25 protein-coding genes and 1 tRNA gene are annotated in these 26,990 nt (G+C 71.6%); 15 read left to right on the top strand and 11 right to left on the bottom strand.

Annotated elements, in window-relative coordinates; translation table 11 throughout:
• Positions 1 to 7 precede the first annotated feature (7 nt).
• From ACIPK3_RS15660 to ACIPK3_RS15640, 5 genes are all read left to right on the top strand, one after another.
• Entirely contained in the window at positions 8 to 1,300 is a 1,293-nt protein-coding gene (locus ACIPK3_RS15660; protein WP_402569928.1) for an MFS transporter, read from the top strand.
• Between the two features lie 67 nt (positions 1,301 to 1,367).
• Positions 1,368 to 1,697 carry an FmdB family zinc ribbon protein gene (locus ACIPK3_RS15655; protein WP_402569927.1) on the top strand — a complete coding sequence of 110 codons (330 nt, stop codon included), beginning with the start codon at positions 1,368 to 1,370 and terminating at the stop codon, positions 1,695 to 1,697.
• 70 nt (positions 1,698 to 1,767) lie between these two features.
• Positions 1,768 to 2,601 carry an S-methyl-5'-thioadenosine phosphorylase gene (locus ACIPK3_RS15650; RefSeq protein ID WP_402569926.1) on the top strand — a complete coding sequence of 278 codons (834 nt, stop codon included), beginning with the start codon at positions 1,768 to 1,770 and terminating at the stop codon, positions 2,599 to 2,601.
• Between the two features lie 272 nt (positions 2,602 to 2,873).
• On the top strand, positions 2,874 to 3,440 hold the full coding sequence (locus tag ACIPK3_RS15645; protein WP_402569925.1) for a hypothetical protein: 567 nt from the start codon (positions 2,874 to 2,876) through the stop codon (positions 3,438 to 3,440).
• Between the two features lie 63 nt (positions 3,441 to 3,503).
• A complete protein-coding gene (locus ACIPK3_RS15640) occupies positions 3,504 to 4,022 on the top strand; it encodes an MscL family protein (RefSeq protein WP_402569924.1) in 519 nt (172 codons plus the stop codon).
• A 10-nt stretch (positions 4,023 to 4,032) separates the two neighbouring features.
• Here the strand turns inward: ACIPK3_RS15640 and ACIPK3_RS15635 are convergent, their stop codons facing one another.
• On the bottom strand, positions 4,033 to 4,212 hold the full coding sequence (locus tag ACIPK3_RS15635; RefSeq protein WP_402569923.1) for a hypothetical protein: 180 nt from the start codon (positions 4,210 to 4,212) through the stop codon (positions 4,033 to 4,035).
• Positions 4,213 to 4,300: 88 nt separating this feature from the next.
• Between ACIPK3_RS15635 and ACIPK3_RS15630 the strand changes: the two genes are divergently transcribed.
• From ACIPK3_RS15630 to ACIPK3_RS15615, 4 genes are all read left to right on the top strand, one after another.
• The gene (locus ACIPK3_RS15630; protein ID WP_402569921.1) at positions 4,301 to 5,536 is read left to right on the top strand and encodes a low temperature requirement protein A; all 1,236 of its coding nucleotides are present in this window, start codon (positions 4,301 to 4,303) and stop codon (positions 5,534 to 5,536) included.
• An 89-nt stretch (positions 5,537 to 5,625) separates the two neighbouring features.
• Positions 5,626 to 6,654, top strand: a complete 1,029-nt coding sequence (locus tag ACIPK3_RS15625; protein ID WP_402569919.1) for a P1 family peptidase — start codon at positions 5,626 to 5,628, stop codon at positions 6,652 to 6,654.
• A gap of 135 nt (positions 6,655 to 6,789) precedes the next feature.
• Positions 6,790 to 8,025: an Ig-like domain-containing protein gene (locus tag ACIPK3_RS15620; protein WP_402569917.1), complete on the top strand. Its 1,236-nt coding sequence runs from the start codon at positions 6,790 to 6,792 to the stop codon at positions 8,023 to 8,025.
• A gap of 152 nt (positions 8,026 to 8,177) precedes the next feature.
• The gene (locus tag ACIPK3_RS15615) at positions 8,178 to 8,924 is read left to right on the top strand and encodes a DUF6227 family protein (protein WP_402569915.1); all 747 of its coding nucleotides are present in this window, start codon (positions 8,178 to 8,180) and stop codon (positions 8,922 to 8,924) included.
• Positions 8,925 to 8,948: 24 nt separating this feature from the next.
• Here ACIPK3_RS15615 and ACIPK3_RS15610 read toward each other — a convergent pair whose 3' ends face one another.
• Together ACIPK3_RS15610 and ACIPK3_RS15605 are read right to left on the bottom strand one after the other, a co-directional pair.
• On the bottom strand, positions 8,949 to 9,200 hold the full coding sequence (locus ACIPK3_RS15610) for a hypothetical protein (RefSeq protein WP_402569913.1): 252 nt from the start codon (positions 9,198 to 9,200) through the stop codon (positions 8,949 to 8,951).
• Positions 9,201 to 9,294: 94 nt separating this feature from the next.
• The gene (locus tag ACIPK3_RS15605; protein ID WP_402569911.1) at positions 9,295 to 11,187 is read right to left on the bottom strand and encodes a LamG domain-containing protein; all 1,893 of its coding nucleotides are present in this window, start codon (positions 11,185 to 11,187) and stop codon (positions 9,295 to 9,297) included.
• 349 nt (positions 11,188 to 11,536) lie between these two features.
• On the opposite strand from ACIPK3_RS15605, the gene ACIPK3_RS15600 reads away from it, so the two are divergent.
• Together ACIPK3_RS15600 and ACIPK3_RS15595 are read left to right on the top strand one after the other, a co-directional pair.
• Positions 11,537 to 12,226 (top strand): response regulator transcription factor, encoded by a 690-nt coding sequence (locus tag ACIPK3_RS15600; RefSeq protein ID WP_402569910.1) that lies wholly within the window; start codon positions 11,537 to 11,539, stop codon positions 12,224 to 12,226.
• Positions 12,223 to 13,557: a sensor histidine kinase gene (locus ACIPK3_RS15595; protein WP_402569908.1), complete on the top strand. Its 1,335-nt coding sequence runs from the start codon at positions 12,223 to 12,225 to the stop codon at positions 13,555 to 13,557. Before ACIPK3_RS15600 ends, ACIPK3_RS15595 begins: the two co-directional genes overlap by 4 nt.
• A gap of 37 nt (positions 13,558 to 13,594) precedes the next feature.
• On the opposite strand, the gene ACIPK3_RS15590 is transcribed toward ACIPK3_RS15595, so the two are convergent.
• The 3 genes from ACIPK3_RS15590 to ACIPK3_RS15580 all read right to left on the bottom strand — a co-directional run bounded on the left by ACIPK3_RS15590 (position 13,595) and on the right by ACIPK3_RS15580 (position 17,389).
• Positions 13,595 to 14,707, bottom strand: coding sequence for a trypsin-like serine peptidase (locus ACIPK3_RS15590; RefSeq protein WP_402569907.1), 1,113 nt, complete (start codon positions 14,705 to 14,707; stop codon positions 13,595 to 13,597).
• Between the two features lie 127 nt (positions 14,708 to 14,834).
• On the bottom strand, positions 14,835 to 15,839 hold the full coding sequence (locus tag ACIPK3_RS15585; RefSeq protein ID WP_402569905.1) for a 1-aminocyclopropane-1-carboxylate deaminase/D-cysteine desulfhydrase: 1,005 nt from the start codon (positions 15,837 to 15,839) through the stop codon (positions 14,835 to 14,837).
• 101 nt (positions 15,840 to 15,940) lie between these two features.
• Entirely contained in the window at positions 15,941 to 17,389 is a 1,449-nt protein-coding gene (locus tag ACIPK3_RS15580; protein WP_402570208.1) for an MFS transporter, read from the bottom strand.
• A gap of 179 nt (positions 17,390 to 17,568) precedes the next feature.
• On the opposite strand from ACIPK3_RS15580, the gene ACIPK3_RS15575 reads away from it, so the two are divergent.
• Positions 17,569 to 18,534, top strand: coding sequence for a helix-turn-helix transcriptional regulator (locus ACIPK3_RS15575; RefSeq protein ID WP_402569903.1), 966 nt, complete (start codon positions 17,569 to 17,571; stop codon positions 18,532 to 18,534).
• Between the two features lie 4 nt (positions 18,535 to 18,538).
• Here ACIPK3_RS15575 and ACIPK3_RS15570 read toward each other — a convergent pair whose 3' ends face one another.
• From ACIPK3_RS15570 to ACIPK3_RS15560, 3 genes are all read right to left on the bottom strand, one after another.
• A complete protein-coding gene (locus ACIPK3_RS15570; protein WP_402570206.1) occupies positions 18,539 to 19,171 on the bottom strand; it encodes a TetR/AcrR family transcriptional regulator in 633 nt (210 codons plus the stop codon).
• Positions 19,172 to 19,641: 470 nt separating this feature from the next.
• On the bottom strand, positions 19,642 to 20,640 hold the full coding sequence (locus ACIPK3_RS15565; RefSeq protein WP_402569901.1) for an RNA polymerase sigma factor RpoD/SigA: 999 nt from the start codon (positions 20,638 to 20,640) through the stop codon (positions 19,642 to 19,644).
• Between the two features lie 401 nt (positions 20,641 to 21,041).
• A complete protein-coding gene (locus ACIPK3_RS15560; protein WP_402569899.1) occupies positions 21,042 to 21,833 on the bottom strand; it encodes a dioxygenase in 792 nt (263 codons plus the stop codon).
• A 115-nt stretch (positions 21,834 to 21,948) separates the two neighbouring features.
• Between ACIPK3_RS15560 and ACIPK3_RS15555 the strand changes: the two genes are divergently transcribed.
• Positions 21,949 to 22,458, top strand: coding sequence for a MarR family winged helix-turn-helix transcriptional regulator (locus ACIPK3_RS15555; protein ID WP_402569897.1), 510 nt, complete (start codon positions 21,949 to 21,951; stop codon positions 22,456 to 22,458).
• A 111-nt stretch (positions 22,459 to 22,569) separates the two neighbouring features.
• On the opposite strand, the gene ACIPK3_RS15550 is transcribed toward ACIPK3_RS15555, so the two are convergent.
• Together ACIPK3_RS15550 and ACIPK3_RS15545 are read right to left on the bottom strand one after the other, a co-directional pair.
• Positions 22,570 to 24,129 carry an MFS transporter gene (locus ACIPK3_RS15550; RefSeq protein WP_402569895.1) on the bottom strand — a complete coding sequence of 520 codons (1,560 nt, stop codon included), beginning with the start codon at positions 24,127 to 24,129 and terminating at the stop codon, positions 22,570 to 22,572.
• Positions 24,130 to 24,260: 131 nt separating this feature from the next.
• Positions 24,261 to 24,905: a TetR/AcrR family transcriptional regulator gene (locus ACIPK3_RS15545; RefSeq protein ID WP_402570204.1), complete on the bottom strand. Its 645-nt coding sequence runs from the start codon at positions 24,903 to 24,905 to the stop codon at positions 24,261 to 24,263.
• A gap of 378 nt (positions 24,906 to 25,283) precedes the next feature.
• Between ACIPK3_RS15545 and ACIPK3_RS15540 the strand changes: the two genes are divergently transcribed.
• Positions 25,284 to 26,591: a M6 family metalloprotease domain-containing protein gene (locus ACIPK3_RS15540; RefSeq protein WP_402569894.1), complete on the top strand. Its 1,308-nt coding sequence runs from the start codon at positions 25,284 to 25,286 to the stop codon at positions 26,589 to 26,591.
• A 304-nt stretch (positions 26,592 to 26,895) separates the two neighbouring features.
• A tRNA-Arg gene (locus ACIPK3_RS15535) sits at positions 26,896 to 26,971 on the top strand.
• Positions 26,972 to 26,990: the final 19 nt, after the last annotated feature.

Raw genomic sequence — 26,990 nt, 5'->3', positions numbered from 1 at the left:
AAGGGCCGTGGAATCCACGGTCACCTCCGAGCTGTCGAAGAACTCGGCGGACCCTTCCCGCCCGGGATACGGACAGCTGCTGCGCACCCGCGGCGCCTGGACCTTCCTCCTCCCCGGCTTCGCGGCACGCCAGCCGTTCGCGATGCTCACCCTCTCCATCGTGCTGCTCGTGCAGCACACCACCGGCTCCTACGGCGCCGCGGGCGCCACCGCGGCCGTCACCGGCGTCGCCATGGCACTGTTCGCGCCCTACAGCGGCCGCCTCGCCGACCGCTACGGCCAGCGCACCGTGCTGCTCCCCGGCGTCCTCGTGCACGCCGTCGCCGGTGCGACCCTGACGGCGCTCGCGCTCGCCCACGCCCCGCTGTGGGCGCTGTTCGCGGCGGCCGTGCCGACCGGCGCCTCGGTACCCCAGGTCGGTCCGATGGTCCGCTCACGCTGGGCCGTGAAGCTCCAGGACTCGCCCCTGATGGCCACGGCGGCCGCCTTCGAGTCGGTCACCGACGAGCTGACCTTCGTCGTCGGCCCGCTGCTGGCGACCGCGCTGTGCACCACCGTGAACCCGGCCGCCGGCCTGATCACGGAGGCGGCCCTGACCCTGGTCGGCGGTCTGCTGTTCGCCGCGCAGAAGAGCACGCAGCCCCCGGTCGACGCGAGCGGGCACGCGCGCGTGCAGCAGGTTTCCGCGCTCCGCGTCCCCGGTGTGCGCGTCCTGGTGGTGACCTTCCTGGGCATCGGATCGGTCTTCGGCGGCATGCAGGTCGGACTCGCCGCGTTCACCGAGTCGATCGGCGAGCCGGGCCTGAACGGCGTGCTGTACGGCATCTTCGCGGCGGGCAACATGCTCTCCGGAATCGCCTGCGGCGCCATCGCCTGGAAGATCGCCCCGCGCCGGCGGCTCGTCCTCGGCTACGTGGCCCTCGCGCTGACCGCGTCCGCGCTGTGGACCGCCCACTCGGTGCTCCTCCTCGCCGGGCTCGGCCTCCTGGTCGGCATGGCCATCGCCCCCTCCCTGATCACCGGCTACACCCTGGTCGAGTCCCTGGTCCCGGCCGGTGCCCGTACCGAGGCGTTCACCTGGCTGACCGGCGCGGTCGCGCTGGGCCAGGCGGCCGCGGTCACCACCGCCGGACAGCTCGAGGACCGGCTCTGGGACGGCGCTGGCTTCCTGGTGCCGATGGCCGGAACGGTGCTCGCACTGGTCACCCTGGTGACGCTGCGTTCCCGGCTGGCCGCACGGCAGCAGAGCCGCACCGTCGCACGTGGCGTCGGTCACCGCGTGCCGGTGACAGTGGACTGATCCGCGGGAATGCGTCACTATTGACCGTCGTTAGCACTCATCGAGTGAGAGTGCCAGGAGGAAGACAGTGCCGACCTACCAGTACCAGTGCACCGAGTGCGGCGAGGGCCTTGAGGCGGTGCAGAAGTTCACCGACGACGCCCTGACCGAGTGCCCCAACTGCAGTGGCCGCCTGAAGAAGGTGTTCTCCGCGGTCGGCATCGTCTTCAAGGGCTCCGGCTTCTACCGCAACGACAGCCGCGGCTCCTCGTCGAGCAGCAGCCCGGCGACGAAGCCCGCCGCGTCCTCGACCTCGAGCAGCACCTCGTCGTCCGACGCGAAGAGCGGCTCCTCGTCCTCGGCGTCCTCCGACTCGAAGACGACGTCGGCGAGCTCCAGCAGCAGCTCCGCCGCCTGACACTCCTCCCGGAGAACCCTGCCGTCGCCCGACGGCAGGGTTCTCGGCGTTCCCGGATAGTGTGCACGTCATGGCGAACGCAGAGATCGGTGTCATCGGCGGATCAGGGTTCTACTCCTTCCTCGACAACGTGACCGAGGTCGAGGTGGAGACCCCCTATGGCGCCCCCAGCGACTCCCTGTTCCTCGGTGAGATAGCCGGCCGACGGGTCGCCTTCCTGCCGCGGCACGGGCGCGGACACCATCTGCCGCCGCACCGCATCAACTACCGGGCCAACCTCTGGGCACTGCGCTCCCTCGGCGTCCGGCAGGTCCTCGGCCCCTGCGCGGTGGGCGGGCTGCGCCCGGAGTACGGGCCCGGCACGCTGCTGGTGCCGGACCAGTTGGTGGACCGCACGAAGTCGCGGACGGGGACGTACTTCGACGGGCTGCCGCTGCCCGGCGGAAACCTGCCGAACGTGGTGCACGTGTCCCTGGCCGACCCCTACTGCCCCGCCGGGCGGACCGCCGCGCTCAAGGCGGCCCGCGGCCGGGACTGGGAGCCCGTGGACGGCGGCACGCTGGTCGTGGTCGAGGGGCCGCGCTTCTCGACCCGGGCCGAGTCCCTGTGGCACCGGGCGCAGGGCTGGTCGGTGGTGGGCATGACCGGCCACCCGGAGGCGGCGCTCGCCCGTGAACTGGAGCTCTGCTACACGTCGCTGACGCTCGTCACCGACCTCGACGCCGGGGCGGAGACCGGCGAGGGCGTCTCGCACGAGGAGGTGCTGGAGGTGTTCGCGGCCAACGTGGACCGGATGCGCGGCGTCCTGTTCGACGCGGTGGCGGCGCTGCCGGACAGCGGCGAGCGGGACTGCTTGTGCGCGAACGCGCTCGGCGGGATGGACCCGGGGTTCGAGCTGCCGTGACCACGTCGGGACCGCTGTCGGGACCGCGGTCGGGGGTCACGACCGGGGGTCACAACCGGGGGTCACGACCGGGGGTCACAACCGGGGGTCACGACCGGGGGTCACAACCGGGGGTCACAACCGGGGGTCAGCCGGGGGTCACGACCGGGGGTCACGGCCGGGTGAGCGGGTTTTCCACAACCCGTCAGTAGCCCACGGGCTCCGGCCGGAACCGGCGCAAGGCCTCATCGTGGGAGCGCAATCCGATTCCACGTCGCAGGTGGTGGTCCCGCATGTCCTACTCTCCCTTCGCTCCCGCCCTCCCCTCGCCGCGTCCGCTGGGCACCGACGCCCCGGCGACCTGCGAGGTACCGCCCTTCCCGCCGGTGCGGGTGCGCGGCGGGCTGTGGCGGACGGCACGGCTCGTACGGCATCGCCGCCGGGCGGTGGCCGCCGGACTCGCCGTCACAGCGGCCGCACTCGTGGCGGCGGGACCGCGCACGGCGGCGGATCCGGCCCGCGGGGAGCGGTCGCGCGGGCATCCGGTGGCCGACCCCGTACGACGGCACCGCGCGGACGAGCTGGTCACCGCGCCGGTGCGGATCGCCGACGCCGCCACGGTCCGGCTGCTGCGGCCCGGCGACCGGGTCGACGTGATCGCCGCCGAGGATCCGGCGACCGGCGGTGACGCCAGGGTGATCGCCACCGGGGCCAGGGTCAGCGGGCTCCCGGAACCGCTGGATCCGGCGGACGCCGACGCCCGGAGCGGGGCACTGGTCGTGCTCTCGGTGCCGCGATCCACCGCCGCGCGTCTCGTCGGTGCGAGCACGACGGCCAGGCTGGCGGTGACGCTGTGCTGACTCGTGGCGTAGGTTGCGGAGCGTTTCGTTCCACACCAAGCGCGTACGAGGAGAGTCCCCGAGGTGAGCAACAAGAAGGAAGCGGGCGTCCTGCAGGGCTTCAAGGCGTTCCTGATGCGTGGCAACGTCGTCGATCTGGCGGTCGCGGTGGTCATCGGCGCGGCCTTCACCAACATCGTCACTGCGGTGGTGAAGGGGATCATCAGCCCGATAGTCGGGGCGATCGGCACCAAGAACCTGGACAGCTACAGCACCTGTCTGAAGCACCCCTGCGAGCTTGCCGCGGACGGCACCGTCAAGAGCGGCGTCCAGATCATGTGGGGATCCGTCCTCGGTGCCACGCTCAGCTTCGTGATCACCGCGGCGGTGGTCTACTTCCTGATGGTCCTGCCGATGGCGAAGTACCTCGCCCGGGTGGAGGCCCGGCGCAGGGCGCGCGAGGGCTCGCACGACACCATCGAGGTGAGCGAGCTGGAGGTGCTCAAGCAGATCCGCGACGAACTGGTGGCACAGCGCGGCACGGGCCGCGACCAGCTGGTGACCCAGCGCGGCACGGGCACGGGCACGCCCGACCAGCCCTGAGGTCCCGTCGTCAGAGGTGGTGGGGCGGCTTCTCGTCCAGGAAGCGCTTCAGGTCGGCGACGCCGCCGTCACCGTCCCCGCGCTCGCCCCACCCGCGGTCCGTGTCGTCCGAGGACTGCTGGTTCAGCGGGTCGTCGAAGATCAGCGCGGGCTTGGGGGCGGGCGGCTCGGGGGCGGGGCCGGTACTCATGCGTCAAGGGTACGGCCCGCTCCCCGGGCAGGCGGGCGGGCCAGGGGCCCACAGGATTTCGGCGGGGATTTCTGCTCTGCTGGAAGGCATGACGTCGAGTTCCTCTTCGGCCTCCGCTTCCGGCGGGCAGCAACCCCACGCAGTCGTGCGCCGGCTCACTGCTCGCGGGCGCGGCGAGCCGCACCGGGTCGCCTCACCGCTGGAGCTCTTCTTCGACCTGTGCTTCGTCGTGGCCATCGCACAGGCGGGCGCGGAGCTCGTGCACGCGGTGGCCGAGGGCCGGGCGGGTCACGGCCTCCTGAACTACGCGATGGTGTTCTTCGCCATCTGGTGGGCCTGGATGAACTTCACCTGGTTCGCCTCGGCGTACGACAACGACGACCTGCTCTACCGGCTCGTCACCCTGGTCCAGATCTTCGGTGTGCTGGTGCTGGCCGCGGGAATCTCACCGTCCTTCCGCACCCATGACTTCCTGGCGCTCTGGCTCGGCTATGTGATCATGCGGGTGGCGATGGCCACGCAGTGGCTGCGGGTCGCGAGATCGGCGACCGGCGCGGAGCGGACCATGGCCCTGCGGTACGCGGGCGGTGTGCTGCTGTGCCAGGTCGGCTGGACCGGACTGGTACTGCTTCCGGTGTCCGCCCGGGTCTGGGTGTTCGTCGTCATGGTGATCGCGGAGCTGTGCGTGCCGCTGTACGCGGAGAGGGCCTGCACCACCTCCTGGCATCCGCATCACATCGCCGAGCGGTACGGGCTGTTCACGATCATCGTGCTCGGTGAGACGGTCGCCGCCGCCACGGTCGCCGTGAAGTCGGCGGTCGGCGAGCACGACGTGGGCGAGCTGCTGCCGATCGCGGCGGGCGGTCTGCTGATCGTCTTCTCCGCGTGGTGGGTCTACTTCGCGGTGCCGATCCACGGGCACCTGCGCTCCAACCGGCAGGCGTTCCTGTGGGGCTACGGCCACTACCTGATCTTCGCGTCGGCGGCCGCGATCGGCGCGGGGCTGGAGGTGGCGGTCGAGCAGACGGTGGGCACGGCGCACATCTCCACACTGTCCGCGTCGGCCGCCGTGACCCTGCCGACGGCGCTCTATCTGCTCACCCTCTGGGCGCTGCACTCGCGGTACTTCAAGGTGGGCATCGCCCAGCAGATACTGCTGCCGCTGGCGGCGCTGCTGGTCATCTGCTGCACCTTCCTGGGGGACTGGGCGGTACTCGCGGCGGGCCTGGCGTCGGCGCTGACCGTGGTGGCGGGGGTGACACTGACGGCCCGGCGGGCCGCACGCGGACACGGGACGAGACAGACCTCGTCCGACTCCTCCTGATCCCCTGATCCTGCCGGGAGCCCTCTGGTCCTGACGGGGACCCGTCCGGTCCTGACGGGTGCCGCGGGCGCTGGGACACACTGGTCGCCATGACAGTTGACGCACTGACGGATGTCGCGGGGCTGCGGGTGGGGCACGCGACGCTCAGAGGGGACGGCCGGCTCACCGGTGCCACGGTCGTCCTGGCTCCCGAGGGCGGAGCCGTCGCGGCGGTCGATGTGCGTGGCGGCGGCCCGGGCACCAAGGAGACCGACGCGCTCGACCCGCGCAACGTGGTGCAACGGGTCGAGGCGATCGTGCTGACCGGCGGCAGCGCGTACGGGCTGGACGCGGCGTCCGGGGTGATGGCCTGGCTGGAGGAGCGGGGGCGTGGCATCCGGGTCGGGGCGGATCCGGCGCACGTCGTGCCGGTGGTCCCGGCGGCCTGCGTGTTCGACCTGGGGCGCGGAGGGGACTTCCGGGCCAGACCGGACGCGGCGACAGGACGCGCGGCGGTGGAGGCGGCCGCGGCGGGCGCGCCGGGATCCCCGGTGCCCCAAGGGTGCGTGGGAGCGGGTACGGGCGCCGTGGCGGGGCTGCTGAAGGGCGGGGTCGGCAGCGCGAGCACGGTGCTCGGCTCGGGTGTGACGGTGGCGGCACTGGTGGTCGCCAACGCGGCGGGAGCGGTGATGGACCCGGAGACGGGGGTGTTGTACGGGGAGTTGTTCCAGGGGCGCGTGGAGTATCCCGAGGCGGGCGTGCACGAGGCCGCGGGCCGGCGGCTGGCCGAGGTCGCCGCGAGGAACGCGCCTCCCCCGCTCAACACCACGCTCGCGGTGGTGGCGACCGACGCGGACCTCTCCAAGGCACAGGCGCAGAAGCTGGCGGGCACCGCGCACGACGGCATCGCGCGCGCCGTACGCCCGGTGCATCTGCTGCACGACGGCGACACCGTGTTCACGCTGGCCACCGGGGGGCGTCCGCTGGACGCGGGGAACCCGCTCGCGCTCAACGACATCCTCGCGGCCGGCGCGGACGTGGTGACGCGCGCGATCGTCCGTGCGGTGCGGGCGGCCGGGCCGGTGGACGGGCCGGGTGGAGCGTGGCCGTCCTACGAGGAGTTGTACGGCTTTCGGTAGGTCGCCGGTCCGGGAAATGTCGCGGTTCTGTCACGTGATGGCGTTCGGAGGCGTTCGAGGGAACCTCACTCCATGTGTGTTCCCTCTCCTTTCACGCACGACGGAACACCCGCATGAACGAACCTGGAGCAGCCCGTGAACACGCCGGACATTGCAGTGCGACGCGCACTGGGGGCCTGTGCCGCACTGATGGTCGGCGCCCTCACCCTGACCGCCTGCGGCGGCAGCGCCACCGCGGACAACAACAACGACGGGAAGGGCGACAAGGGCTCGTCCAAGACGTCCGCGGCGCACATAGCCATATCGGCCAAGGACGGCGCGACGAACGCGTCCATCAACGCCACCGGCGTGCAGGTCAGCGACGGCAAGCTGACCGACGTGAAGATGACCTCGGCCGACTCCGGCAAGGCCGTGGCGGGCACGATGTCCGCCGACGGCAAGAGCTGGAAGCCGCAGGAGAAGCTGGAACTCGGCACCAAGTACAGCATCTCGGCGAGCGCGAAGGACGCCGAGGGACTCACCTCCACGGCGAAGTCCGTCTTCACCACGGTCTCCAAGTCGAACAGCTTCGTCGGCAACTTCAACCCGGACGACGGGACGACGGTCGGCGTCGGCATGCCGGTCTCGTTCAGGTTCAACAAGAACATCACCGAGAAGAAGGCCGTGAAGTCGCACATCACGGTGACCTCCAGCAGCGGCCAGGAGGTGGTCGGGCGCTGGCTCAAGTCGACTCAGGGGGACCGGCTCGACTTCCGGCCCGAGAACTACTGGAAGGCCGGCTCCAAGGTCACGGTGAAGATCGCCCTGGACGGGGTGGAGGGCGCCAAGGGCGTCTACGGCGTGCAGAGCAAGACGGTGACGTTCAACATCGGCCGTTCCCAGGTCTCCACGGTCGACGTCAACACGCAGACCATGACGGTGGTCCGGGACGGCAGGACCCTCAAGTCGGTCCCGATCTCGGCGGGCAGCCCGGAGAACCTGACGTACAACGGGCAGATGGTGATCTCCGAGAAGCACACGCAGTACCACATGAGCGGGCGGACGGTCGGCTTCGGCAAGGACTCGTACGACATCTCGGACGTGCCGCACGCCATGCGGCTCACGGACTCCGGCACGTTCGTGCACGGCAACTACTGGTACCCCAAGGGCAACCCGCCCTTCGGCAACCGGGGAACCAGCCACGGCTGTGTCGGCCTCCAGGACGTGAAGGGCGCGCAGGGGGACACGAACGGCAAGTGGTTCTACGACAACTCGATCATCGGTGACGTCGTGGTCGTGAAGAACTCCCCCGACAAGCAGGTCACCCCGGGGAACGGGTACAGCGGCTGGAACATGCCGTGGAGCGAGTGGCGCGCGGACAGCTCCGCCTGAGCGGCAGCCGACCGACCACCGGGCCGCGCGGGCACCCCCCGCGCGGCCCGCGCGTTTTCCCCGTACGTTTTCTCGGTTCCCGGACATGATGTCCGACCGAGGGGCTACGGTATGCACCCACAAGGTGACATGCAGCAACGCCGGGAGAAACGTTGAGCGTTCCGCACGAGACGGCTGCCTACGGGCCGGCCGAGTCGCCCGAGCCTCCCGAGGAGCACCTCGCGCGGCTCCTCGGCCGTGCCCTGAACTCCTTCGAGCTGCCCGACGAGGCGATACGGCGGCTCGACTGTGCGCTGGCGTGCGACAGTTCACTCCACTCCGCGTACCACAGCGCGGGGCTGCACCGCGAGACGTACCGGCACACCTGGCTGCTCGCCGACGGTTCGGCGGTCACGTTCTGGGAGCTCGTGCACAACCGGGCTCCCGGCAGCGCCCCGGAGCACGAGGTGTACGCCGACGAGGAGGAGCTGCGCGCGGCGACCGCCCGTCTGCATCCGTCGCAGGACACACCGGACTTCGAGCTGCCGGTGCTGATACAGCTGCCACCGGTCCTCGAACCGCGCCATGCGTACGTTCCGGACCGTTCGGCGGACCACGCGCGCCGGCTGCTGCGCCGGGCGGAGAACCCGGACGGGCCGGGGGCGGGACTGGCGGCGCTGCTGGCGACGGCGTCCGCGCACGAGATCACGCAGGCGTTCGGGCGTCCGGGACGGACCGGGCGCAAGGGGCCGTCCTTCTCGCTCTACGAGCACGCGTTCCTGCTGAGCGACGGCACGGAGCTGTCCCTGTGGGAGGTCGAGCACACGGCGACGCCCGACGGACGGCACATGTGCGAGGTGTACGCGACGCAGGAGGCGGCCCGGGACGCCATGGAGCGGCGGGCGGCCCGCCCGGCCTGAACCGACCCGCCCGGTCGCGTCCGGTCAGCTCCTGCCGAGCTGGCGCATCAGGCCCGCGAAGGCGTCCTGCTCGGCGGGGGTCAGTTCGACCGCCTCTTCCTGGGGCGCGGTCCGGCGCTGGGGCGGGAGGGCGGCCAGCGGGAGTCCCGAGCGGCGCTCGGCGGCCGCGGCGCGCGTGCGGCGTACGGCGTGCGTCAGGAGGATCGTCCAGGCCGCGGTCACCAGGAGCAGGCCGACCGCGCCGGCCAGCTGGAGAATCGAGACGTGCTCAGGCATGCGCTCCAGTAGACACCACCGCCCGGCACCTCCACGCCGTACCGTGACGTATCTCGCAGGTGCCGTGAACCACCCCAAACGGGCATCGGTGTGATCAGGACCGGCCGGCCAGGGTCGCCGCCTCGGTGGCGGTCAGGGCGCGGGGGAAGGTCCGTACGTCGTCGATGGCGCCCTGGAAGCGGTCGGCGGCGTCTCCGTTCCACAGGCAGCGGCCGACGGTGAACTGGCCGCCGGCACCCCAGTCGCCGTTGTGGCGGGCGGTGCCCTCCAGGACTCCGTTGACGTACAGCCGTATCTGGTCGGCCGGGTCGTCGTAGACGCCGGTGAGGTGTACCCAGGTGCCGATGGCGGGGCGGGTCACCGAGACCGCCTGGTCCTTGTCGCTGTGGGTGGAGTCCTCGTCGCGCATGGCCATGGCCCAGCGGCCGGCCCTCGGGTCGTACTGGAGGAAGAAGCCGCTGATGTCGTCGCCGTCCTGGGCCGCCACCACGTGGAAGTCGTCCAGGGTTCCGAGGTTGACCCAGGCGGAGACCGAGAAGCTGCTGTTGGTGTCGACCGCCGCGCGGGTCCCCTGCACGTACTGGTGGTGCCCGTCGAACTGGAGGGAGCCGCCGTGCAGGGAGCTGCGGACGGGTGGGCCGACGAGGTGGCCGTCGTTGCCCGACCCCGAGGTGTCGCGCGTGGTGTCCCCGGTCTTCTCGCCGAAGTCCCAGGCCACCGTGGCGCCCGGCACGGTGGGACGGGACGGCGGGGTGCTCCTGGCGGCCGACGGATGCGGTCCCGCGGACGCGGAACGGCCCGCGGAGGGCGAGGGCGAGGCGGACGCGGAGGTCTTCACGCTCGGTGACGGCGCGGACGGGGCGGCCGCGGCGGCGTCCGGTCCGGTCAGGCCGGGGGTGATGGCGGCGGCCACCGGCGGATGGGTGGCGGGCCGCAGCGTCAGGGCTATGAGCGCGGCCGGGACGGCGACGGCGACTCCGACGAACGCGCCCACCATGAGCAGCCGCCGTCGGCCACGCGGCCCTTCGGGAAGGCGCGGCAGGCGTGTTCCGCCCTCCCGGGCGGTGGCGCGGGCCGGTCCGCGGCGGCGGCGCCCCTCCGGCGCCGGCTCGGCCGCCGTGAAGTCGCCTCGGCGGCGGCCGTCGGCGGCCTGTTCGGCGAGATAGCGGGCGCCGCCCCAGCCCAGCAGGCCCTCGGCGAGCAGCAGATCGGGGCGGTCCCGCATCCGCAGCAGGTCGTCGAAGGCACGGCCGCAGTGGGCGCACTGGGCGAGGTGGGCGTCGAGTCCGGGGTCGTCGAAGGCGGCGTCCTGCCGGGCGGAGGTCACGACCATCCGTTTGGCGAAGGCCACCACCAGGCGCTTGAAGGCGCGGCAGCCGCCTTCGGCGCTGTCCTCGTAGATCCGCACATAGGCGGCTTCCAGGGCCTCGCGGGCGTTGTCCCGCCAGCCCCGTACCGCTTCGGCGGTGGCGCCGGTCAGTCGGGCGGTCTCCGCCTCGTCGTCCCGCTCGACCAGGTCGTGCCACAGCACGGTCTGGGTCGCGGAGGGCAGCCTGCCGTACGCCTCGCGCAGCGGACCGGGAGCCGTCGGCGGGTCCGCCCGGCGCCAGGCCCGCAGGTCGGCGCCGAGTTCGCCCGCGCGGCCGCTGTCGATCCAGGAGGACGCCGTCCGGAGCACCGCGTTGAGCAGATGGGGCCGCCAGGCCAGGTCCGAGGTGGCGGACACGGTCCGCAGCGCGGTGTGGGCGGCTTCCAGGGCGAGTTCGTCGGCGGCCCGGGGGGTCGCCGCGCACAGGGAGGCGTAACGGACCGCGGCGTGCTGGTGGCGGTCGCGCAGTTCCTCGGCGGCACGGCGGGCGCTGGCATGACCGCTGCGGGCGAGCCGCGCCAGGGCCATGTCGCTGATCGGTCCTTCGCCGTGGAGCCCGGTCCCGTGGGAGGGTGCGGCGGTCCCGGTCGTGTCACCCTCGGGTCGGGGCTGGCCCACCTGCTGACTCCTCCGTGGAACGTCGGAGGGCAAGCAGAGGCGGTGGTCGGCCCTTCGGTCCCCGGAATCACTCCCCGCGGACTGCTCGGCCCCGTCCCCCGCGCAGCTCAGCCACGAATCCCTCGCGGGACACCCCTCCGGCGGCTTCAGTGCGTTCGTACGCCGATGTACGGAATTGCGTGGATGGAATGTGCCATCGTCACGTTCCGGCCACCGGCCCGGCTGAATGTACTTGGGCGGAACGGTCTCGTCCAGCCTTCCATGATTTCTGGGACAACAGTGCCGCAATGCAGGACAATCGCACCCCTCGCACCGGCCGTCGCCGGGCCTGCGGTTACCCTCCCCGGTCATGGCCTCAGTCCTGCTGGTCGAAGACGACCCCGTCATACGTGCCGCGCTCCTCGACGTGCTCACCACCCATGGGCACGCGGTGCGCAGCGTCACCCAGGGCTTCGAGGCGTTGCGCGAGGCCACCCAGAACCCGCCGGACGCCGTGGTGCTGGACCTGGGGCTGCCGGACCTCGACGGGGTGGACGTGCTGCGGATGCTCCGCGGGATCTCCCGGGTACCGGTGCTGGTCGCGACCGCCCGCGACGACGAGGCGGAGATCATCCGGATCCTCAACGCCGGTGCCGACGACTACCTCGTCAAGCCGTTCTCCGGGGGCCAGCTGGCCGCCCGGATCAACGCCGTACTGCGCCGGGCGGGACATCCGGCGGCACCGGACCCGGCCCCCGCCCTGCTGCGCGCCGGAGAGCTGGTGATCGACCCGGCGGCCCGCACCGCGCGGCTGGGGGCCGCCGAGCTGTCCCTGACCCGGCGCGAGTTCGACCTGCTGGCCTATCTGACCCGCCAGGCCGGGCGGGTGGTGTCGCGGCGGCAGATCCTCGCCGAGGTGTGGCGGGAGAGCTACGTGGACGACCAGACCGTGGACGTGCATCTCTCGGTGCTCCGCCGCAAGCTGGGCGAGTCCGCGGCGGCCCCCCGCTATCTGCACACCGTGCGCGGCATCGGCATCAAGCTGGTGGCCCCGCGATGAGACGCACCCTGGCCGGCATCGTGCTGGCGGTGACCCTGCTGACCACGCTGTCCTTCCTGGTGCCGCTGGCCGTGCTGGCCCGCTCCCAGGCCCGGGACCGGGCGATCACGGCCGCCGAGCAACGCGCCGGAGCCCTCGCCCCGGTGCTCACGCTGACCACCGACCCGGACAAGGTGCGCCGGGTGATGGCCGGACTGGACGGCGGGGACGGACTCGCGGTGCGGCTGCCGGACGGCAGCTCCGTGGGCGCGTTCCGCGCCCCGGACGGCGACGTACGGCAGGTCACCCGGACCCATCGCACGCTCGCCCTGGACGTCCCCGGCGGCTGGTGCTACATCCAGCCGGTCCCGCTGTCGAAGGACCGGGTCGCGGTCGTCGAGGCGCATGTGACGGACCGTGAGCTGACCCGTGGGGTGGCGGTGGACTGGGCGGTGATGTCGGGGCTGGCCCTGGGCCTGGTGTGCGGCTCGGTGGTCATCGCCGACCGGCTCGCCTCCCGGGTGCTGCGCTCCTCGCGCGGTCTGTCCCGCGCGGCGCGCGCACTGGGCGCGGGCGACCTGATGGTGCGGGTGGAGCCGGACGGGCCGCCGGAGCTCAAGGAAGCGGGCGCCGCCTTCAACGAGATGGCGGACCGGGTGGTGCATCTGCTCGCCGTGGAGCGGGAACTGGTCGCCGACCTGTCGCACCGGCTGCGCACCCCGCTGACCGCGTTGCGGCTGGAGACCGAGCGGGCGGCCGCGCTGCCCGAGGTACGGCGGATCAGCGACGCGGTCGGCCAGTTGGAGGCCGAGCTGGACGCGATCATCACCTCGGCCCGCACCCCGCTGTCCGAGTCGCCGCCGGACACCAGAGGCGCGGAGGACCTGAGCGAGGTGGCCGAACTGGTCGGCGGACGGCTGGACTTCTGGTCGGTGCTGGCCGCCCAGCAGGGACGTGACTGCACGCGCTCCCTCACCGGGGAGCCGACCCCTGTGCGGCTCCCCGGCGACGATCTCGCGGCGGTGGTCGACGCGCTGATCGGCAATGTCTTCCGGCACACCCCGCACGGCACCGCGTTCTCGGTGTCCGTGGAACGCTCCGCCCAGGCCGTGCTGCTGACGGTGGACGACGCCGGGCCCGGTATCGACGACCCGGCCGCCGCGCTGGCCCGGGGGGTCAGCGAGGGCGGTTCGACCGGCCTCGGCATGGACATCGCCGACCGTGCCGCCCGGCGGACCGGGGGCAGGCTGAGCGTGTCCCGCTCTCCGCTCGGCGGCGCCCGGATTCAGGTGAGATTCACGCTGGCCACGGCCGCCCGGGGCAGCGGGCCGCGCCGGCGCCGGCGGAACTGAACTCGGCCACGGCGCCGAACCCGGTCGTCCCGTCGGCTCAGTTGTCGCCCGCGGCACGCAGCGCGGACTGGAACAGACGCCAGGTCGTGTCGTTGAAGGAGGCTCCGGCGGCGGCGTTGTTGCCGTTGCGGCTGAACGTGCCGTGGTTGACGCCCACCAGCGTCAGACTGCCGCCCGACTGGGCGAACCAGGGGCCGCCGGAGGCGCCGTCGCCGAGGTTGGAGCAGGTGTTGGTGCCCCAGATGACCTGGGCCTCCCCGTGGCCGCGGTTGGGCTCCAGCGCCCGGGTGGACTTTCCGCACACATGCGGGCGGTAGCGGTCGGCCTGTGTCTCCGGGTAGCCGACGATGGTCATCTGCTTGCCGACCAGCGCCTTGTCGACCGTGCTGGTCACCCAGCCCGCCACGTCGCCGAGGCTGCGGCCGTTCTTCTTCTGCATGACGACATAGGCGACGTCGTAGGCGGTGTGCTCCCAGGAGCCCTCGGCGGCACGGTAGCGGGGGTCCACCAGGACCTTGGCGGAGCGGAAGTATTCCTGGAGCTTCGGCTGCCGGGCCGCGTCCAGGCCGGGCCGGAAGAAGACCTCCTGGTCTCCGGCCCGCTCGCCGCTGCTCTTCACCACGCAGTGGGCGGCGGTGACGATGACGTCGGGCGCGACGGCGGTGGCGCTGCACTGGGTGTAGTGCGGCAGGAACGACGTTCCGCGGTAGTCGAAGTCGGTGGCCAGGTAGCCGATGGCGTTCTTCTGGAGCCCGGAGGCACCGCGCGCGCTGCCGCTGAAGGCCTGACCGGCGGAGGTTTTGGCGCCGGAACCCGGGGAGGCCGACGTCGTCCGGGGGTCGGGCGTGCCGTGCCCGGTGGCCGGCGTTCCGGTGCCGCGGGGCGAAGGCTTCGAAGAGGGCTTCGTGGACGGCTTCGTGGGGGGCTTGGTGGAGGACTTCGTCGTGGTCGAGGTGTGCTTGGTGGTGTGGCTGCCGCTGTGGTGCGAGGCGCCGGCGGACTGCCCGCCGGAGGTGTCGATGCAGGCGAGCGCCGAGCCCGCCCCCAGGGCGGCTATCGCCGCGCCGATGGTCACCGAGATCCGCAGCCGCTTGCCGGTGCGGCCGGACTTGGAGTGGCGGGAACGGTTGGTGGCGCTGGTGTTGCCCATGCTCTTCCCATCGGTGCAGGCGGTTGGTTCGTGCCGACCCTACGAACCGGAACCTCTCCCGCCGAGGCTGGAGAAACAGCCCTAAGCGTTTCTTCAAAGTCCCCTAAGGTCACTGGGCCGACGGCACTCACCTGGGTCCGTGAGTGTTGAGGAAGACCACCGGCCCCTCGCCGAATCGGCCGTCCGACGCCATCTTCAGCAGCGCTGCGTAGGCCTTGGCCGTGTAGGTGGGGTCCAGCCGAAGCCCCTCCGCGGCGGCGAGGGCTCGGGCGGCGGCGGCTTCCTCGGTGGCGTGACCGTAGCCCGGTCCCAGCCAGTCACGCAGGATCAGGACGTCGTCCGGGCCGAGGTCGACGGACGGCAGCGCCGCTCCCCGCCCGCGCAGGAGGCGTTCGCCGCGCTTCGCCAGGGCGAGGATCGACGGGGCGTCCAGCCGCAGGGTGTCGTTGACGACGATTCCCACGAGCTTCGTCGGCAGTCCCGCGATTCTCAGGCCGAGCGCGAGTCCGGCGGCGGTACCTCCGGAACCCACGGCGGTGACCAGGTGGGTGGGCGTCGGCAGACCCTTCTGCCGTATCTGTTCGGCCAGCTCGCAGGCGGCCTCGACATGTCCGAGGGTGCCGACGGCATTGGATCCGCCCGCGGGTAGGAAGTAGGGCGGGCGTCCCGCGCGGGCGTGCCGGAGGTAGAGCCAGGGGGCCAGGGCGACGGTACGGCGCTTGGTGTGTGTGAAGTGCAGGGTGGCGCCGGACTGCCGCAACCGCCGCAGCTGCGCGTCCACTTCGTCGTCGACGGGCTGGTCGATCAGCGCGATGGCGGTGGACATCCCGAGCTCGCGCGCGTAAAGCGCGGTGGCCAGGCCCCAGTTGGTGGCCAGGCCGCCGACGGTCAGGATCGTGCCGGACTTCCGCCGCTTCGCCTCGGGCAGGATCCACTCCAGTTTGCGCACCTTGTTGCCGCCCCAGCCGCCGGTGCCGTACCCGCTGTCGTCCTTGCACCACACCCGTGCGGGCAGGGCCAGTGACACCAGCGGGCGCAGCGGTGTGGGGCCGTTTCCGAGGGGCAGGTGCGGAAGCGAACCGGCCAGCTCGGGCCATCTCCGGTGCAGGTACGGCGTCTCGGGACGAGTCATGGCCAGAGGTGTACCCCAAGGCGCCCGAGGTGATGTGGTGATGTGCGGATGACATGCGCGGGGCCCGGCACCAGCGGTACCGGGCCCTGCTCGGCGGGCGTTCAGTGCACGAGCTCGCGCTCCCGCTGCTCCGGGAGCGACGCCACGGCCGCGTCGTCGCCCCCGCCCTCGAGGTGCTGTGCGGGTCGCTTCGGCAGGGCGAACATCAGCAGGAAGATCACGCCGAGCACCGCGGCGACCCAGCCCAGCGCGTACTGGAAGGCGTGGACGAAGGCCGGTCCCACCTGGTCCGCGGTCAGCCGGTCGCCGATCCGACCGAAGAACAGCACCGACACCAGCCCGAGCCCCAGCGCGTTGCCCATCTGCTGCACGGTGTTGATCAGTCCGGAGGCCGAGCCTGCGTGCTCGCGCGGCACCTCGGAGAGCACCGCGTCGGTCAGCGGGGCGACGATCAGTCCCATGCCCGCGCCCATGACGACCAGCGGGAGCGCCATCTGCCAGGGGGCGATGCCGAGGCCGTAGTGCGCGGACTCCGCCAGGTAGATCAGCACACCGGCCATCATCACCAGCGCGCCCGCCTGGAGCACCCCGCGGCCGAAGCGCGGGACCAGCTTCTGCACCGACATGCCGGCCGCCACGGAGACGGCGATCGAGAAGGGCACCCCGGTCAGACCGGCCCGCAGCGGGCGCCAGCCGAGGCCCACCTGCATGTAGAGCGTCCACACCAGGAAGAAGATGCCGAGCGAGATCCCGAACACGGTCTGCACCGCGATTCCCGCGGCGAAGCTCTTCACCCGGAACAGGGACAGCTCGATCAGCGGGGAGCCGTCCCGCGCGGCCTTGCGCCGCTCGTAGGCCACCAGCGCCCCGAAGACGACGAGCGAACCGGCCATCGAGAGGTGTCCCCACAGCGGCCAGCCCAGCTCGCGGCCGCGGGTGAGCGGGTAGAGCAGCATCAGGAGGCCGAGCGCCACCAGCGCGACGCCGACGAGGTCCAGCTTCAGTGCCTTCGGCGCCCGGGACTCGGTGATGAAGCGGCGGCCGAGGAGGAAGGCCACGACGCCGACCGGCAGGTTGATGAGGAAGATGGGCCGCCACTCCAGGCCGAACAGGTTCCACTCGGTGAGCAGCGCGCCGAGCAGCGGACCGGAGACCGCGCCGAGCCCGACGACCGCGCCGAACAGGCCGAAGACCTTGCCGCGCTCGTGGGCCGGGAAGGTGGCGTGCACGATCGACAGGACCTGCGGCACCATCATCGCCGCCATCGCGCCCTGCAGGATGCGGGAGGCGACCAGCATCTCCGGGTTCGCGGCGAAGCCGCACAGCGCCGACGCGAGGGTGAACCCGCCGATGCCGAGCAGGAACAGCCGCCTGCGGCCGTGGATGTCACCGAGCCGTCCGCCGGTGATCAGGCCCGCGGCGAAGGCGAGGGCGTATCCGGCCGTTATCCACTGGATCTGGCTCACCGAGGCGCCGGCGTCGCGCTGGATCGAAGGGATCGCGATGTTGACGATCGTGACGTCGACGAGGTCCATGAAGGCGGCGGTCATCACGATGGCAAGGGCGAACCAGCGGCGCCGGTCGGTCGCGGGGGCCGATTCGGGTGCGGGTTCGGGGACGGGTCCGGGAGCGGATTCGGAGCCTGCAAGCGGTGCGGTCGAGGTCATGCCGTAAAGGTAGGACCCGATTAGGTCAGATCGTGTCCTAGTCGTGGGGCATTCTCGAAGGCATGACGACGGACACTCCTGCACGGCTGCTGCAACTCCTGTCCCTCCTCCAGACGCCCCGCGAATGGCCCGGCGGCGAGCTCGCCCACCGGCTCGGGGTCTCCCGGCGCACGGTGCGCCGGGACATCGACCGGCTGCGCGAACTGGGCTATCCCGTGCAGGCGACGCTGGGCTCCGACGGCGGCTACCGGCTGGTCGCGGGCAAGGCGATGCCGCCCCTCGTACTGGACGACGAGGAGGCGGTGGCGATCGCGGTCGGGCTGCGGGCCGGCGCCGGGCACGCGGTGGCCGGGGTGGACGAGGCGTCGGTGCGGGCGCTGGCGAAACTGGAACAGGTGCTGCCCGCCCGGCTGCGCCACCGGGTGTCCACCCTCCAGGCCGCGACAACCCCGCTGACCAGCGGAGACGGGGCGAGCATCGCACCCGAGACGCTGACCGTGATGGCGTCCACCGTGGCCGGGCGGGAGCGGCTGCGGTTCGCCTACCGCGCCGGGGACGGAACCGGGTCACGGCGGCTGACCGAGCCGTACCGGCTGGTGTCGACGGGGCGCCGCTGGTACCTGGTCGCCTACGACCTCGACCGCGACGACTGGCGGACCTTCCGCGTCGACCGGGTCAGCGAGCCGTTCGCCACCGGTGCGCGGTTCACACCGCGCGAGCTGCCGTCGGGGGGCGCCGCGGAGTATCTGCGGCGCTCCATCCAGCGGCAGCAGGAGACCTACGCCTTCACGGTCGCCTTCGCCGCTCCCGCCGACGCGGTCGCCGCCCGGCTGCCCGGCTGGCTCGGCACTCCGGAGCCGGACGGCGCGGGCGGCTGTGTCGTACGCGGCGACAGCGGGGATCCCGTGGAGTGGCTGGCGGTCCGGCTGGCGATGACCGGGTTCGAGTTCAGCGTCCGGGAGCCCACTGAACTCATCACACATGTGCGGGAGTTGGGCGGTCGGCTGAGCCGGGCCGTGGGCGCCTGAAGAGCTACCCGCGCTCGGTGCCCTCCCCATCCTCCCCGCCTTCCCAGGGAAAGTCCCGCAGCGCCCAGAGGTTGCGCAGTGCCAGTGCGGCGGGACCGTCCGGGCCCGAGGGCGGGGCCGGGGTCTCGGCCCAGGTCTCGACCGCCACGCGTACGGCGGATCCCACGACCGCCGCCGTGAAGCGGAGTTCGGGCGTGGGTACGGCCCGGCCGGCGACGGCGCTCGCCGGCCAGGCCGGGGCCGTGCGCTCCGCCAGGACCTCCGCGAGGGTCTCCTCCGAGGCCTGGCACACCTCCGCCCACACCTTGCCCAGCGCGGGGCTGGTGCGAGCCAGCCGGACGAGGGTGCGCACCCACTCCCAGGAGGTGGCGGAGATGCCGGTACCGGGGTTCAGGGTGTGGCGCACCGCGTGCTCCAGTGCCTGCGGTACGCGCAACGAGGCGGGCGCGTCGCGGATCGCCTCGGTCCAGCGCTGGGCGCCCGCGGCATAGAGCGGGGCGACCGCCTCCTCCTTGGTGGCGAAGTAGCGGTAGAAGGTGCGGGTGGCGACTCCGGCGGCCTGGGCGATGTCCTCGGCGCGGGTGGTACGCAGACCCTGGCCGACGAAGAGCGCGGCCGCCGCCCGCGCGATCTCCATCCGGGTCTCCGCCTTGCGGCGCTCCGTCAGAGTGCTCACGTCGGCAGGCTATGCCCGTGTGGCACAATCTGCCATCCGGCGGGCCACCCCGGAGTTCAGGTACGGGGTGACCCGCCGCTCGGCGTTTTCGGGCCCGTGCGCCCTCATGTCTGCTGGGGAGTGAGCCGGGCTCCGGCGCCAGGGGGGATGGCGCCGGAGCCCGGCTTCGGCAGGTCCCGGCCGCCGGGGGGGAATTGCGAACGGGACGTGGCTCAAGGTGTCACGGGACATGGCTCGTGACGTCACGGGATGTGGCGCAACGTGTAACAGGGCCGGCCGGGGCTCGCCGGGGCGCGGTCTCGGGGCCCCGGCTCGTCAACTCATCGGCCCTGAAGGGTTGTTCCCGGGTCTTCGGGAGTTGAAGCGACGGTACAAAGCCATGTTTGCGCCGTCTTTCGCCACCCGGCGTGCGCGTGGAGCGGGCACTCCACTCACGCCGCCGCGTCGAACCCCGTGCTGCGCGCCAGCTTCTTCAGCTCCAGCAGGGCGTGCTTCTCGATCTGGCGGATGCGCTCGCGCGTCAGACCGTGCTCCTTGCCGACCTCGGTGAGGGTGCGCTCGCGGCCGTCCTCGATGCCGTACCGCATCTTGATGATGGAGGCCGTGCGGTCGTCGAGGCGGCCGATCAGGTCGTCGAGTTCCTCGCTGCGCAGCAGGGTGAGCACCGACTGCTCGGGGGAGACCGCCGAGGTGTCCTCCAGCAGGTCGCCGAACTGGGTCTCGCCCTCGTCGTCCACCGCCATGTTCAGCGAGACCGGGTCGCGGGCCCAGTCCAGCACGTCGGCGACGCGCTCCGGCGTGGAGCCGAGCTCTCCGGCGATCTCCGCGGGCTCCGGGTCGCGGCCGTGCTCCCGGTTGAACTCACGCTGCACACGCCGGATCCGGCCGAGCTCCTCGACCAGGTGGACGGGCAGCCGGATCGTGCGGGACTGGTCGGCTATGGAGCGGGTGACCGCCTGACGGATCCACCAGGTGGCGTACGTCGAGAACTTGAAGCCCTTGCGGTAGTCGAACTTCTCGACCGCGCGCACCAGGCCGGCGTTGCCCTCCTGGATCAGGTCGAGCAGGGGGAGGCCGCTGCGCGGATAGCGCCGGGCCACCGCCACGACCAGGCGGAGGTTGGAGCGGATGAAGACGTCCTTGGCGCGCTCCCCCGCGGCGACGAGAGCTTCGAGCTCCTCGCGGGAGGCGTCCGTGCCGGACTCCTCGTACCCCTCCAGGAGCTGTCGCGCGAAGACACCCGCTTCTATGGTCTGGGAAAGCTCGACCTCCTTGGCGGCGTCGAGCAGCGGCGTGCGCGCGATCTCGTCGAGATACATGCCGACCAGGTCGCGGTCGGCGATCTCGCCGCCATGGGTGCGAACACTGCTTGCCGCGTCGGCCGTCTCGCCGGTGGCGGACTTACGACGGGCGACGGCACGGGTTGCCATGCGTGCTCCCTTGCGATGGTGGATCAGCGGGCGGTTGTATCGGATACCCAGGCATTCCAAGAAGACTGCTAAAACTGCTGCGAGTACTCCCGAGTGCTTCTGGGACTCTCCTCGGGTGCCCTGCATCCGATGGGAACAACGACTGGAAACCGGACAGAATTCCCAACCCGCCCCTCAATTTTTCTGATCATGCAGTACCCTGTGGCGCCGCACGGGAGGCAGGGACGCCACGCGGGACGTCCGTCCTTCGTCGCTCCCACCCCGGAAGACGGTCCGCACCGCCCGAAGGTTGCCACCGGGGCGAACTCACAGCGAATACCGAGGTTCGCCACATCCAGCCCTTACCGGCCTTACGGGCCGTCTTACGGGCTTGAAGGCTCACGGGCGGAAGCCCGGCGGAATCAGCCGAACTGCACGGACCGCTTCGCCAGCCCCATCCAGAAGCCGTCGATCACCGACCGCTGCCCGTCCAGTTCCCCGGCGGCCTCCGCCGCACCCATGGTGACGAAGAGCGGGGCGAAGTGTTCGGTGCGCGGATGGGCGTACCGGCCGGCCGGAGCCTTGTCGAGGAAGTCCAGCAGGGCGTCCCAGTCGCAGGTCTCCAGCACCCCCCGGCCCCAGTCGTCGAACTCGGCCGACCAGTCGGGCACGCCGCCGCCCGGGTGCCTGAGCGCGGCCAGGTTGTGGGTGAAGAAGCCGGACCCGACGATCAGCACGCCCTCGTCGCGCAGCGGCGCGAGTCTGCGGCCGATCTCCATGAGCCGTACCGGGTCGAGGGTCGGCATGGAGACCTGGAGGACGGGGATGTCCGCCTCGGGGAACATCTCCGCCAGGGGGACGTAGGCGCCGTGGTCGAGCCCCCGGTCCGGAACGTCCTGGACCGGCGTGCCGGGCGCGCGCAGCAGCTTGCGTACGGAATCGGCGAGCGCGGGGGCGCCGGGTGCTTCGTACCGCACCTGGTAGTAGCGCTCCGGGAAGCCCCAGAAGTCGTACACGAGCGGGACGGTACGCGTGGCGCCGAGGGCGAGGGGAGCCTCCTCCCAGTGCGCGGAGACCATGAGGATCGCCCTGGGGCGGGGCAGGCCCGCGGACCAGGCGGCGAGCTGGCCCGGCCAGACCGGGTCGTCGGCGAGCGGCGGGGCGCCGTGGCTGAGATAGAGGGCGGGCATGCGCTCCGGGACGGCGGCGGACATGACTGCGGCTCCCTCCGTATCTTGCTTCAGCTCTTGCTTTAACTCTCAAGCTTTCCCTGGGGAGACTACGACACGCTTGTTCAAAGTTCAAGAAGATTGCTCGTACAGTGGACCCATGAACACGGCAGCCGACAGCGGCGCGCGCCCGCGCTGGCTCACCGACGAGGAGCAGCGGGTGTGGCGCTCCTATCTGCACGCCACCACCCTGCTCGAGGACCATCTCGACCGTCAGCTCCAGCGCGACGCGGGCATGCCGCACATCTACTACGGCCTGCTCGTCCAGCTCGACGAGGCGCCGGACCGCCGGCTGCGGATGACCGAGCTGGCGAGGAACGCGAAGATCACCCGGTCTCGCCTTTCGCACGCCGTCGCCCGGCTGGAGGGGCACGGCTGGGTACGCCGGGAGGACTGCCCCTCCGACAAGCGGGGCCAGTTCGCGGTGCTCACCGCGTCGGGCGCCGAGATGCTGCGGCGCACGGCACCGGGCCATGTGGCCGCCGTACGCCAGGCACTGTTCGAACGGCTCACCCCGGAACAGCGGAAGACCCTCGGCGCGATCATGGAGATCGTCGCCGAGGGTCTTCAGCCGGAGGAGGCGGGGGCGGACCTGCCCTGGCTGCGCTGAGCCGCCTTTCCGCGCACACGGTCCCGCCGGTGGGTCCGGCGGGGGCCAACTGGACTCAGTGGGCTGCCCGTTGGCCCAGTGGGCTCACTGGGCCGATTGGGCCGACTGGGCTCAGTGGGCGATGACCGGCACCGGGACCTCGCCCTCGACACCGTCGACGGAGACCGGGACGTTGGTGGTGTCCTGGCTGCCGGCGTTGACGAAGGTCACGACGACGACCGCCGCGAGCACCAGCATGCCGACGGCGAACCAGACCGCGTTGGTGTAGCCGTGCACCTGGCCCTCGAGCAGGACGAGCTGCTGCTGCGGCTTGGTGGCCGCGGTGGCGATGTGGTCCTTGATGTACGCCGTCGTCGCGGAGGCGGCGATCGTGTTCAGCAGGGCCGTACCGATCGCGCCGCCCACCTGCTGCGAGGTGTTGACCATCGCGGAGGCGACACCGGCGTCCCGCGGCTCGACGCCCAGGGTCGCCAGCGACATGGCCGGCATGAACGCCGTACCCATGCCGAGGCCGAGCAGCAGCATCGACGGCAGCACGGTCGAGGTGTAGGACGAACCGATCTCCAGCCGGGTCAGCAGGAACATGCCGACCGCGGCGACCAGGAAGCCGGGACCCATCAGCAGCCGGGCCGGAACCCGGGTCATCAGACGCGTGCCGATCTGGGTCGAGCCGACCATCATGCCGACGATCATCGGCAGGAAGGCGAACCCGGTCTTGATCGGCGAGTAGCCCTTGACGCCCTGGAGGAAGTAGGTCAGGAACAGGAAGGTGCCGAACATCGCGATGATCGCGATGCCGAGGGAGAGGTAGATGCCGCCACGGTTGCGGTCGGTGACCACGCGCAGGGGCAGCAGCGGGGCCTTGACCTTGGCCTCCGTGATGACGAAGGCGATCAGCAGCACGGCGGAAGCGACGAACAGGCCGACGGTGACGGCGTCGCCCCAGCCGTCGGACTCGGCGCGGGTGAAGCCGTAGACCAGCGCGACCAGGCCGAGCGTGGACAGCACGACACCCGGGATGTCGAGCGGGGAGCGGTTGCGGCCGCCCTCGGGCTCACGGATGACGAAGTAGGCGCCCAGCGCCGCGACAGCGGCGAACGGGATGTTGACGAAGAACGTCCAGCGCCAGTCCAGGTACTCGGTGAGCACACCGCCGAGGATGAAGCCGACGGCACCGCCACCACCGGCGATCGCGCCGTAGATGCCGAAGGCCTTGGCGCGCTCCTTGGCGTCCGTGAACATCACGGCGAGCAGGGACAGCGCGGCCGGGGCGAGCAGGGCGCCGAAGACACCCTGGAGGGCGCGGGCGCCGAACATCATCGAGCCGGAGGTCGCCGCACCGCCGAGCGCGGAGGCACCGGCGAAGCCGACGAGACCTATGACGAAGGCACGCTTGCGCCCCCACAGGTCGGCGATCCGGCCGCCGAACAGGAGCAGACCGCCGAAGGCGAGCGCGTAGGCCGTGATGACCCACTGCCGGTTGCCGTCGGAGATGCCCAGGTCCTGCTGGGCGGAGGGCAGGGCGATGTTCACGATGGTCGCGTCGAGGACGACCATCAGCTGGGCGAGCGCGATGAAGACGAGCGCTTTCCAGCGGTTGGCGTCGCCGGTGTTCACGGTGGAGCCCGTGTTCACGGCGGCGCCGGGAGCCTTGGAGGCTGTTTCGGACATGGAGGTACCCACTTCAGTGCTTCGTGACGGAAAAGCTTCGAGGTTCTAGTGATCGAGGCGATCCGAGTGATCGATTCGATCGAGGAGGTATCGAGGAGATGAGGAAGCTGTTCGACTGAGCGTCGTCATCGTCAGGCCAGGCGCAGGTCCTCCATCGTCACGGCCGTACCCGGCAGAACGGATCGGGCCGGAGCCCGCAGCCCGTCCAGGAACAGCTGGAGATGACGGTGCACGAAACGGTCCCCGCTGGGGCAGGCCGTCCCGGCCGGGGGCCGGCTGAGCTGGGCCACCGCGACCATCACGTCGCCGACACTCACGTCGGGGCGGAGCTGACCCGCCTCCTTGGCCCGGTCCATGACCCCCGCGACGATCAGCTCGAAGCGCCTTCGGGCGGCTTCCAGGTCGGGGTGGTTCTCGTCGAACGCGCTGGAGACCATCGGGCACAGTGCGCTGATCCGCTCGTCGGCGGAGGCATGCACGAAGTGCTCCAGCGCCTCGAACGCGTCGCCCCCCTCGGCGAGCGCCTGCTCGGCCGCCCGCACCGTGCGGTCCAGCACCGAGCAGACGACCTCGCGGACGAGGGCGTCGCGGTCCGGGAAGTTGCGGTACAGCGTGGCGTTGCCGACGGCCGCCCGGCGGGCGATCTCGTCGAGCGGCACGTCCGGACCGTGCTCGACGAACATCTCGCGGGCCGCGGTGACGATCCGCTCCCTGTTGCGCAGGGCGTCCGCCCTCGGCCGGGACGGCTTGCGCAACACGGGCTGCGCGGAGATCACGGTCTGCACGGCACGCTCCTCGGTTCCTGGTTCCGGTTCCTGCTGGTGTGGCTGACGGGCCGGTGTGGCCGGCCGGCGGGCGATCCGGAGAAGAAGTCCCCGTTTCGCTCGGACACAGGGCTAAACGGGGAGACGGTCCCCGGTTATTTCCCACTCCGGAAGAAATCCGGCGTGACCTGGGTCACCCTTCCGGCGCTCCCTCCGAAGGCACCTTTCGAAGCCGCCCGCCGACCGGCCCCGAACCAGTCCCGAAGCCGCTCCTACTCGCGGGAAACCCACGATCGGCCCCTCCAGCGCGCGCATACGGCCCCGGCGACACAGGGTGATCGCAAGGATGCAGCCGGACACCGGCGGCTGCCGGGAGCGAGAGGTGTTTGCATGCAGCCGCCGACCTCCCGCCACATATGCGCCCGCCACACCCGCCGCATACGTCCCCGCCGTGCCGCCGCCCTCGCGTCCGTGACCGTTCTGACCCTCGCGGTCTGCACCTCCGGCGGGAGCGGACGCCTCGCGGCGAACCCCGCCGAGCCCGGTGCGGGCTCCGTCACTCTCGCCCGCTCCTCCGCCCTGCGCCCCTGCCTGATCAACGGCGGCGTGGACGTCCAGATGACGGAAGGCGTCCCCACCTCCGGCGGCTACTCCCGCTCCACCGGCACCGTACGGGCCCTGACCCTGATGGTCGACTTCTCCGACGCGCCCGGCGAGGGCGACGCGCTCGACCGCTACCGCGAGTTCTTCCCACAGACCCAGGAGTGGTTCCGCACCGCCTCCTACGGCCGCCTCGACTACCGCTCGGAGGCCCCTCTCCGGCACTGGCTGCGGATGCCCAAGTCGTTCGCCGACTACGGCATAGAGCGCGGCGCCCCCTTCGACCCCGGCTACCGCGAGCTGGTCCAGGACATCGTGGCCGCCGCCGATCCCGAGGTGGACTTCCGGTCGTACGACCTGCTGAACGTGCTGGTGACCCCCAACGCCGGGCCGTCCGCCCTGGACACCGTCCTGTCCGTGACCTTCGCCGGCAACACCGAGGCCCCGGTCGCCGACGGCACGCCGGTCGCCAACACGTCCTTCGTCTACTCCCGCCAGGACGACGGCTCCGGCGCCTACGACCACACCGGCTACCGCGTACTCCCCCACGAGAACGGCCACGTCTTCGGCCTGCCCGACCTCTACACCCAGGACGGCGGGGGCGCGGTCGGCCACTGGGACATCATGAGCGAGGACTGGGGCGTCAACAACGACCTGCTCGGCTGGCACAAGTGGAAACTGGGCTGGCTGGACCCGAACCAGGTGAGCTGCGCGGCACTGCACGGCAGCTCCGAGTACACACTCACGCCGCTGTACCGCACCGGCGGCCCCAAGCTCGTCTTCGTACCGATCAGCCCCCGCAGCGGATACGCCATAGAGCTGCGCGCCCAGGGCGGCAACGACGAGTCGATCTGCCGCCCCGGCATCCTCGTCTACCGGGTCGACGCCGACATCGACACCGGCTACGGCCCGGTCACCGTCTTCGACTCCCGCCGCCACACAGGCGGCTGCACCCGCAGCCCCAACGTCCAGGCCGAACTCTCCGACGCCCCCTTCATACCCGGCGAAACCTTCAAGGACCCGCGCAGAGGAATCACCGTGGAGGTGACCGGGGCGGACCTGGCGGGCGACTACAAGGTACGGGTGACCCGGAGTTAGAAGCGGCGCGCGGTCGGCGTCCGGCGACAGAGTCGGCGCGGAGCGAAACCGGAGCCCGAGCCCCGGGACCGGACACTGCGGGGCGAGCCCCACCCAGCCCCAATCCGACCGACCGGTTGCGCGCCGACGGCCTCGGAGTTGGACCTGGCACCCCCCGCGACGGCCTCCCGCCCCCGGAGCGCCACTCCACCCCAAGCCCCTGATCCGCTAGGCTGTCAGAGGCCGCCGTCACCGACGGCCCCACCCTTGCCGCACGCAATCGAATACTCACCCAGAGTATCCACCAACGCTCCGGGCAAGCCCCGCCTTCGTAGCTCAGGGGATAGAGCACCGCTCTCCTAAAGCGGGTGTCGCAGGTTCGAATCCTGCCGGGGGCACCAGCCAAAAGGCCCCGGACCG

The organism is Streptomyces sp. NPDC086787, assembly GCF_044745865.1.
In the GTDB taxonomy this organism is placed as follows: Bacteria; Actinomycetota; Actinomycetes; order Streptomycetales; family Streptomycetaceae; genus Streptomyces.
The sequence above is the reverse complement of the archived record's forward strand: the minus strand, read 5'-3'. Positions and strand labels throughout refer to the sequence as shown.

Bases quoted from the DNA above. Each gene is read 5' to 3' on its own strand.
- ACIPK3_RS15610 (WP_402569913.1), bottom strand. From the start codon at position 9,200: ATGCCTGAGCACGTCTCGATTCTCCAGCTGGCCGGCGCGGTCGGCCTG.
- ACIPK3_RS15630 (WP_402569921.1), top strand. From the start codon at position 4,301: ATGACGTCGAGTTCCTCTTCGGCCTCCGCTTCCGGCGGGCAGCAACCC.
- ACIPK3_RS15635 (WP_402569923.1), bottom strand. From the start codon at position 4,212: ATGAGTACCGGCCCCGCCCCCGAGCCGCCCGCCCCCAAGCCCGCGCTG.
- ACIPK3_RS15555 (WP_402569897.1), top strand. From the start codon at position 21,949: ATGAACACGGCAGCCGACAGCGGCGCGCGCCCGCGCTGGCTCACCGAC.
- ACIPK3_RS15550 (WP_402569895.1), bottom strand. From the start codon at position 24,129: ATGTCCGAAACAGCCTCCAAGGCTCCCGGCGCCGCCGTGAACACGGGC.
- ACIPK3_RS15590 (WP_402569907.1), bottom strand. From the start codon at position 14,707: ATGGGCAACACCAGCGCCACCAACCGTTCCCGCCACTCCAAGTCCGGC.
- ACIPK3_RS15645 (WP_402569925.1), top strand. From the start codon at position 2,874: ATGTCCTACTCTCCCTTCGCTCCCGCCCTCCCCTCGCCGCGTCCGCTG.
- ACIPK3_RS15595 (WP_402569908.1), top strand. From the start codon at position 12,223: ATGAGACGCACCCTGGCCGGCATCGTGCTGGCGGTGACCCTGCTGACC.
- ACIPK3_RS15565 (WP_402569901.1), bottom strand. From the start codon at position 20,640: ATGGCAACCCGTGCCGTCGCCCGTCGTAAGTCCGCCACCGGCGAGACG.
- ACIPK3_RS15575 (WP_402569903.1), top strand. From the start codon at position 17,569: ATGACGACGGACACTCCTGCACGGCTGCTGCAACTCCTGTCCCTCCTC.
- ACIPK3_RS15560 (WP_402569899.1), bottom strand. From the start codon at position 21,833: ATGTCCGCCGCCGTCCCGGAGCGCATGCCCGCCCTCTATCTCAGCCAC.
- ACIPK3_RS15625 (WP_402569919.1), top strand. From the start codon at position 5,626: ATGACAGTTGACGCACTGACGGATGTCGCGGGGCTGCGGGTGGGGCAC.
- ACIPK3_RS15650 (WP_402569926.1), top strand. From the start codon at position 1,768: ATGGCGAACGCAGAGATCGGTGTCATCGGCGGATCAGGGTTCTACTCC.
- ACIPK3_RS15600 (WP_402569910.1), top strand. From the start codon at position 11,537: ATGGCCTCAGTCCTGCTGGTCGAAGACGACCCCGTCATACGTGCCGCG.
- ACIPK3_RS15585 (WP_402569905.1), bottom strand. From the start codon at position 15,839: ATGACTCGTCCCGAGACGCCGTACCTGCACCGGAGATGGCCCGAGCTG.
- ACIPK3_RS15580 (WP_402570208.1), bottom strand. From the start codon at position 17,389: ATGACCGCCGCCTTCATGGACCTCGTCGACGTCACGATCGTCAACATC.
- ACIPK3_RS15540 (WP_402569894.1), top strand. From the start codon at position 25,284: ATGCAGCCGCCGACCTCCCGCCACATATGCGCCCGCCACACCCGCCGC.
- ACIPK3_RS15570 (WP_402570206.1), bottom strand. From the start codon at position 19,171: ATGGAGATCGCGCGGGCGGCGGCCGCGCTCTTCGTCGGCCAGGGTCTG.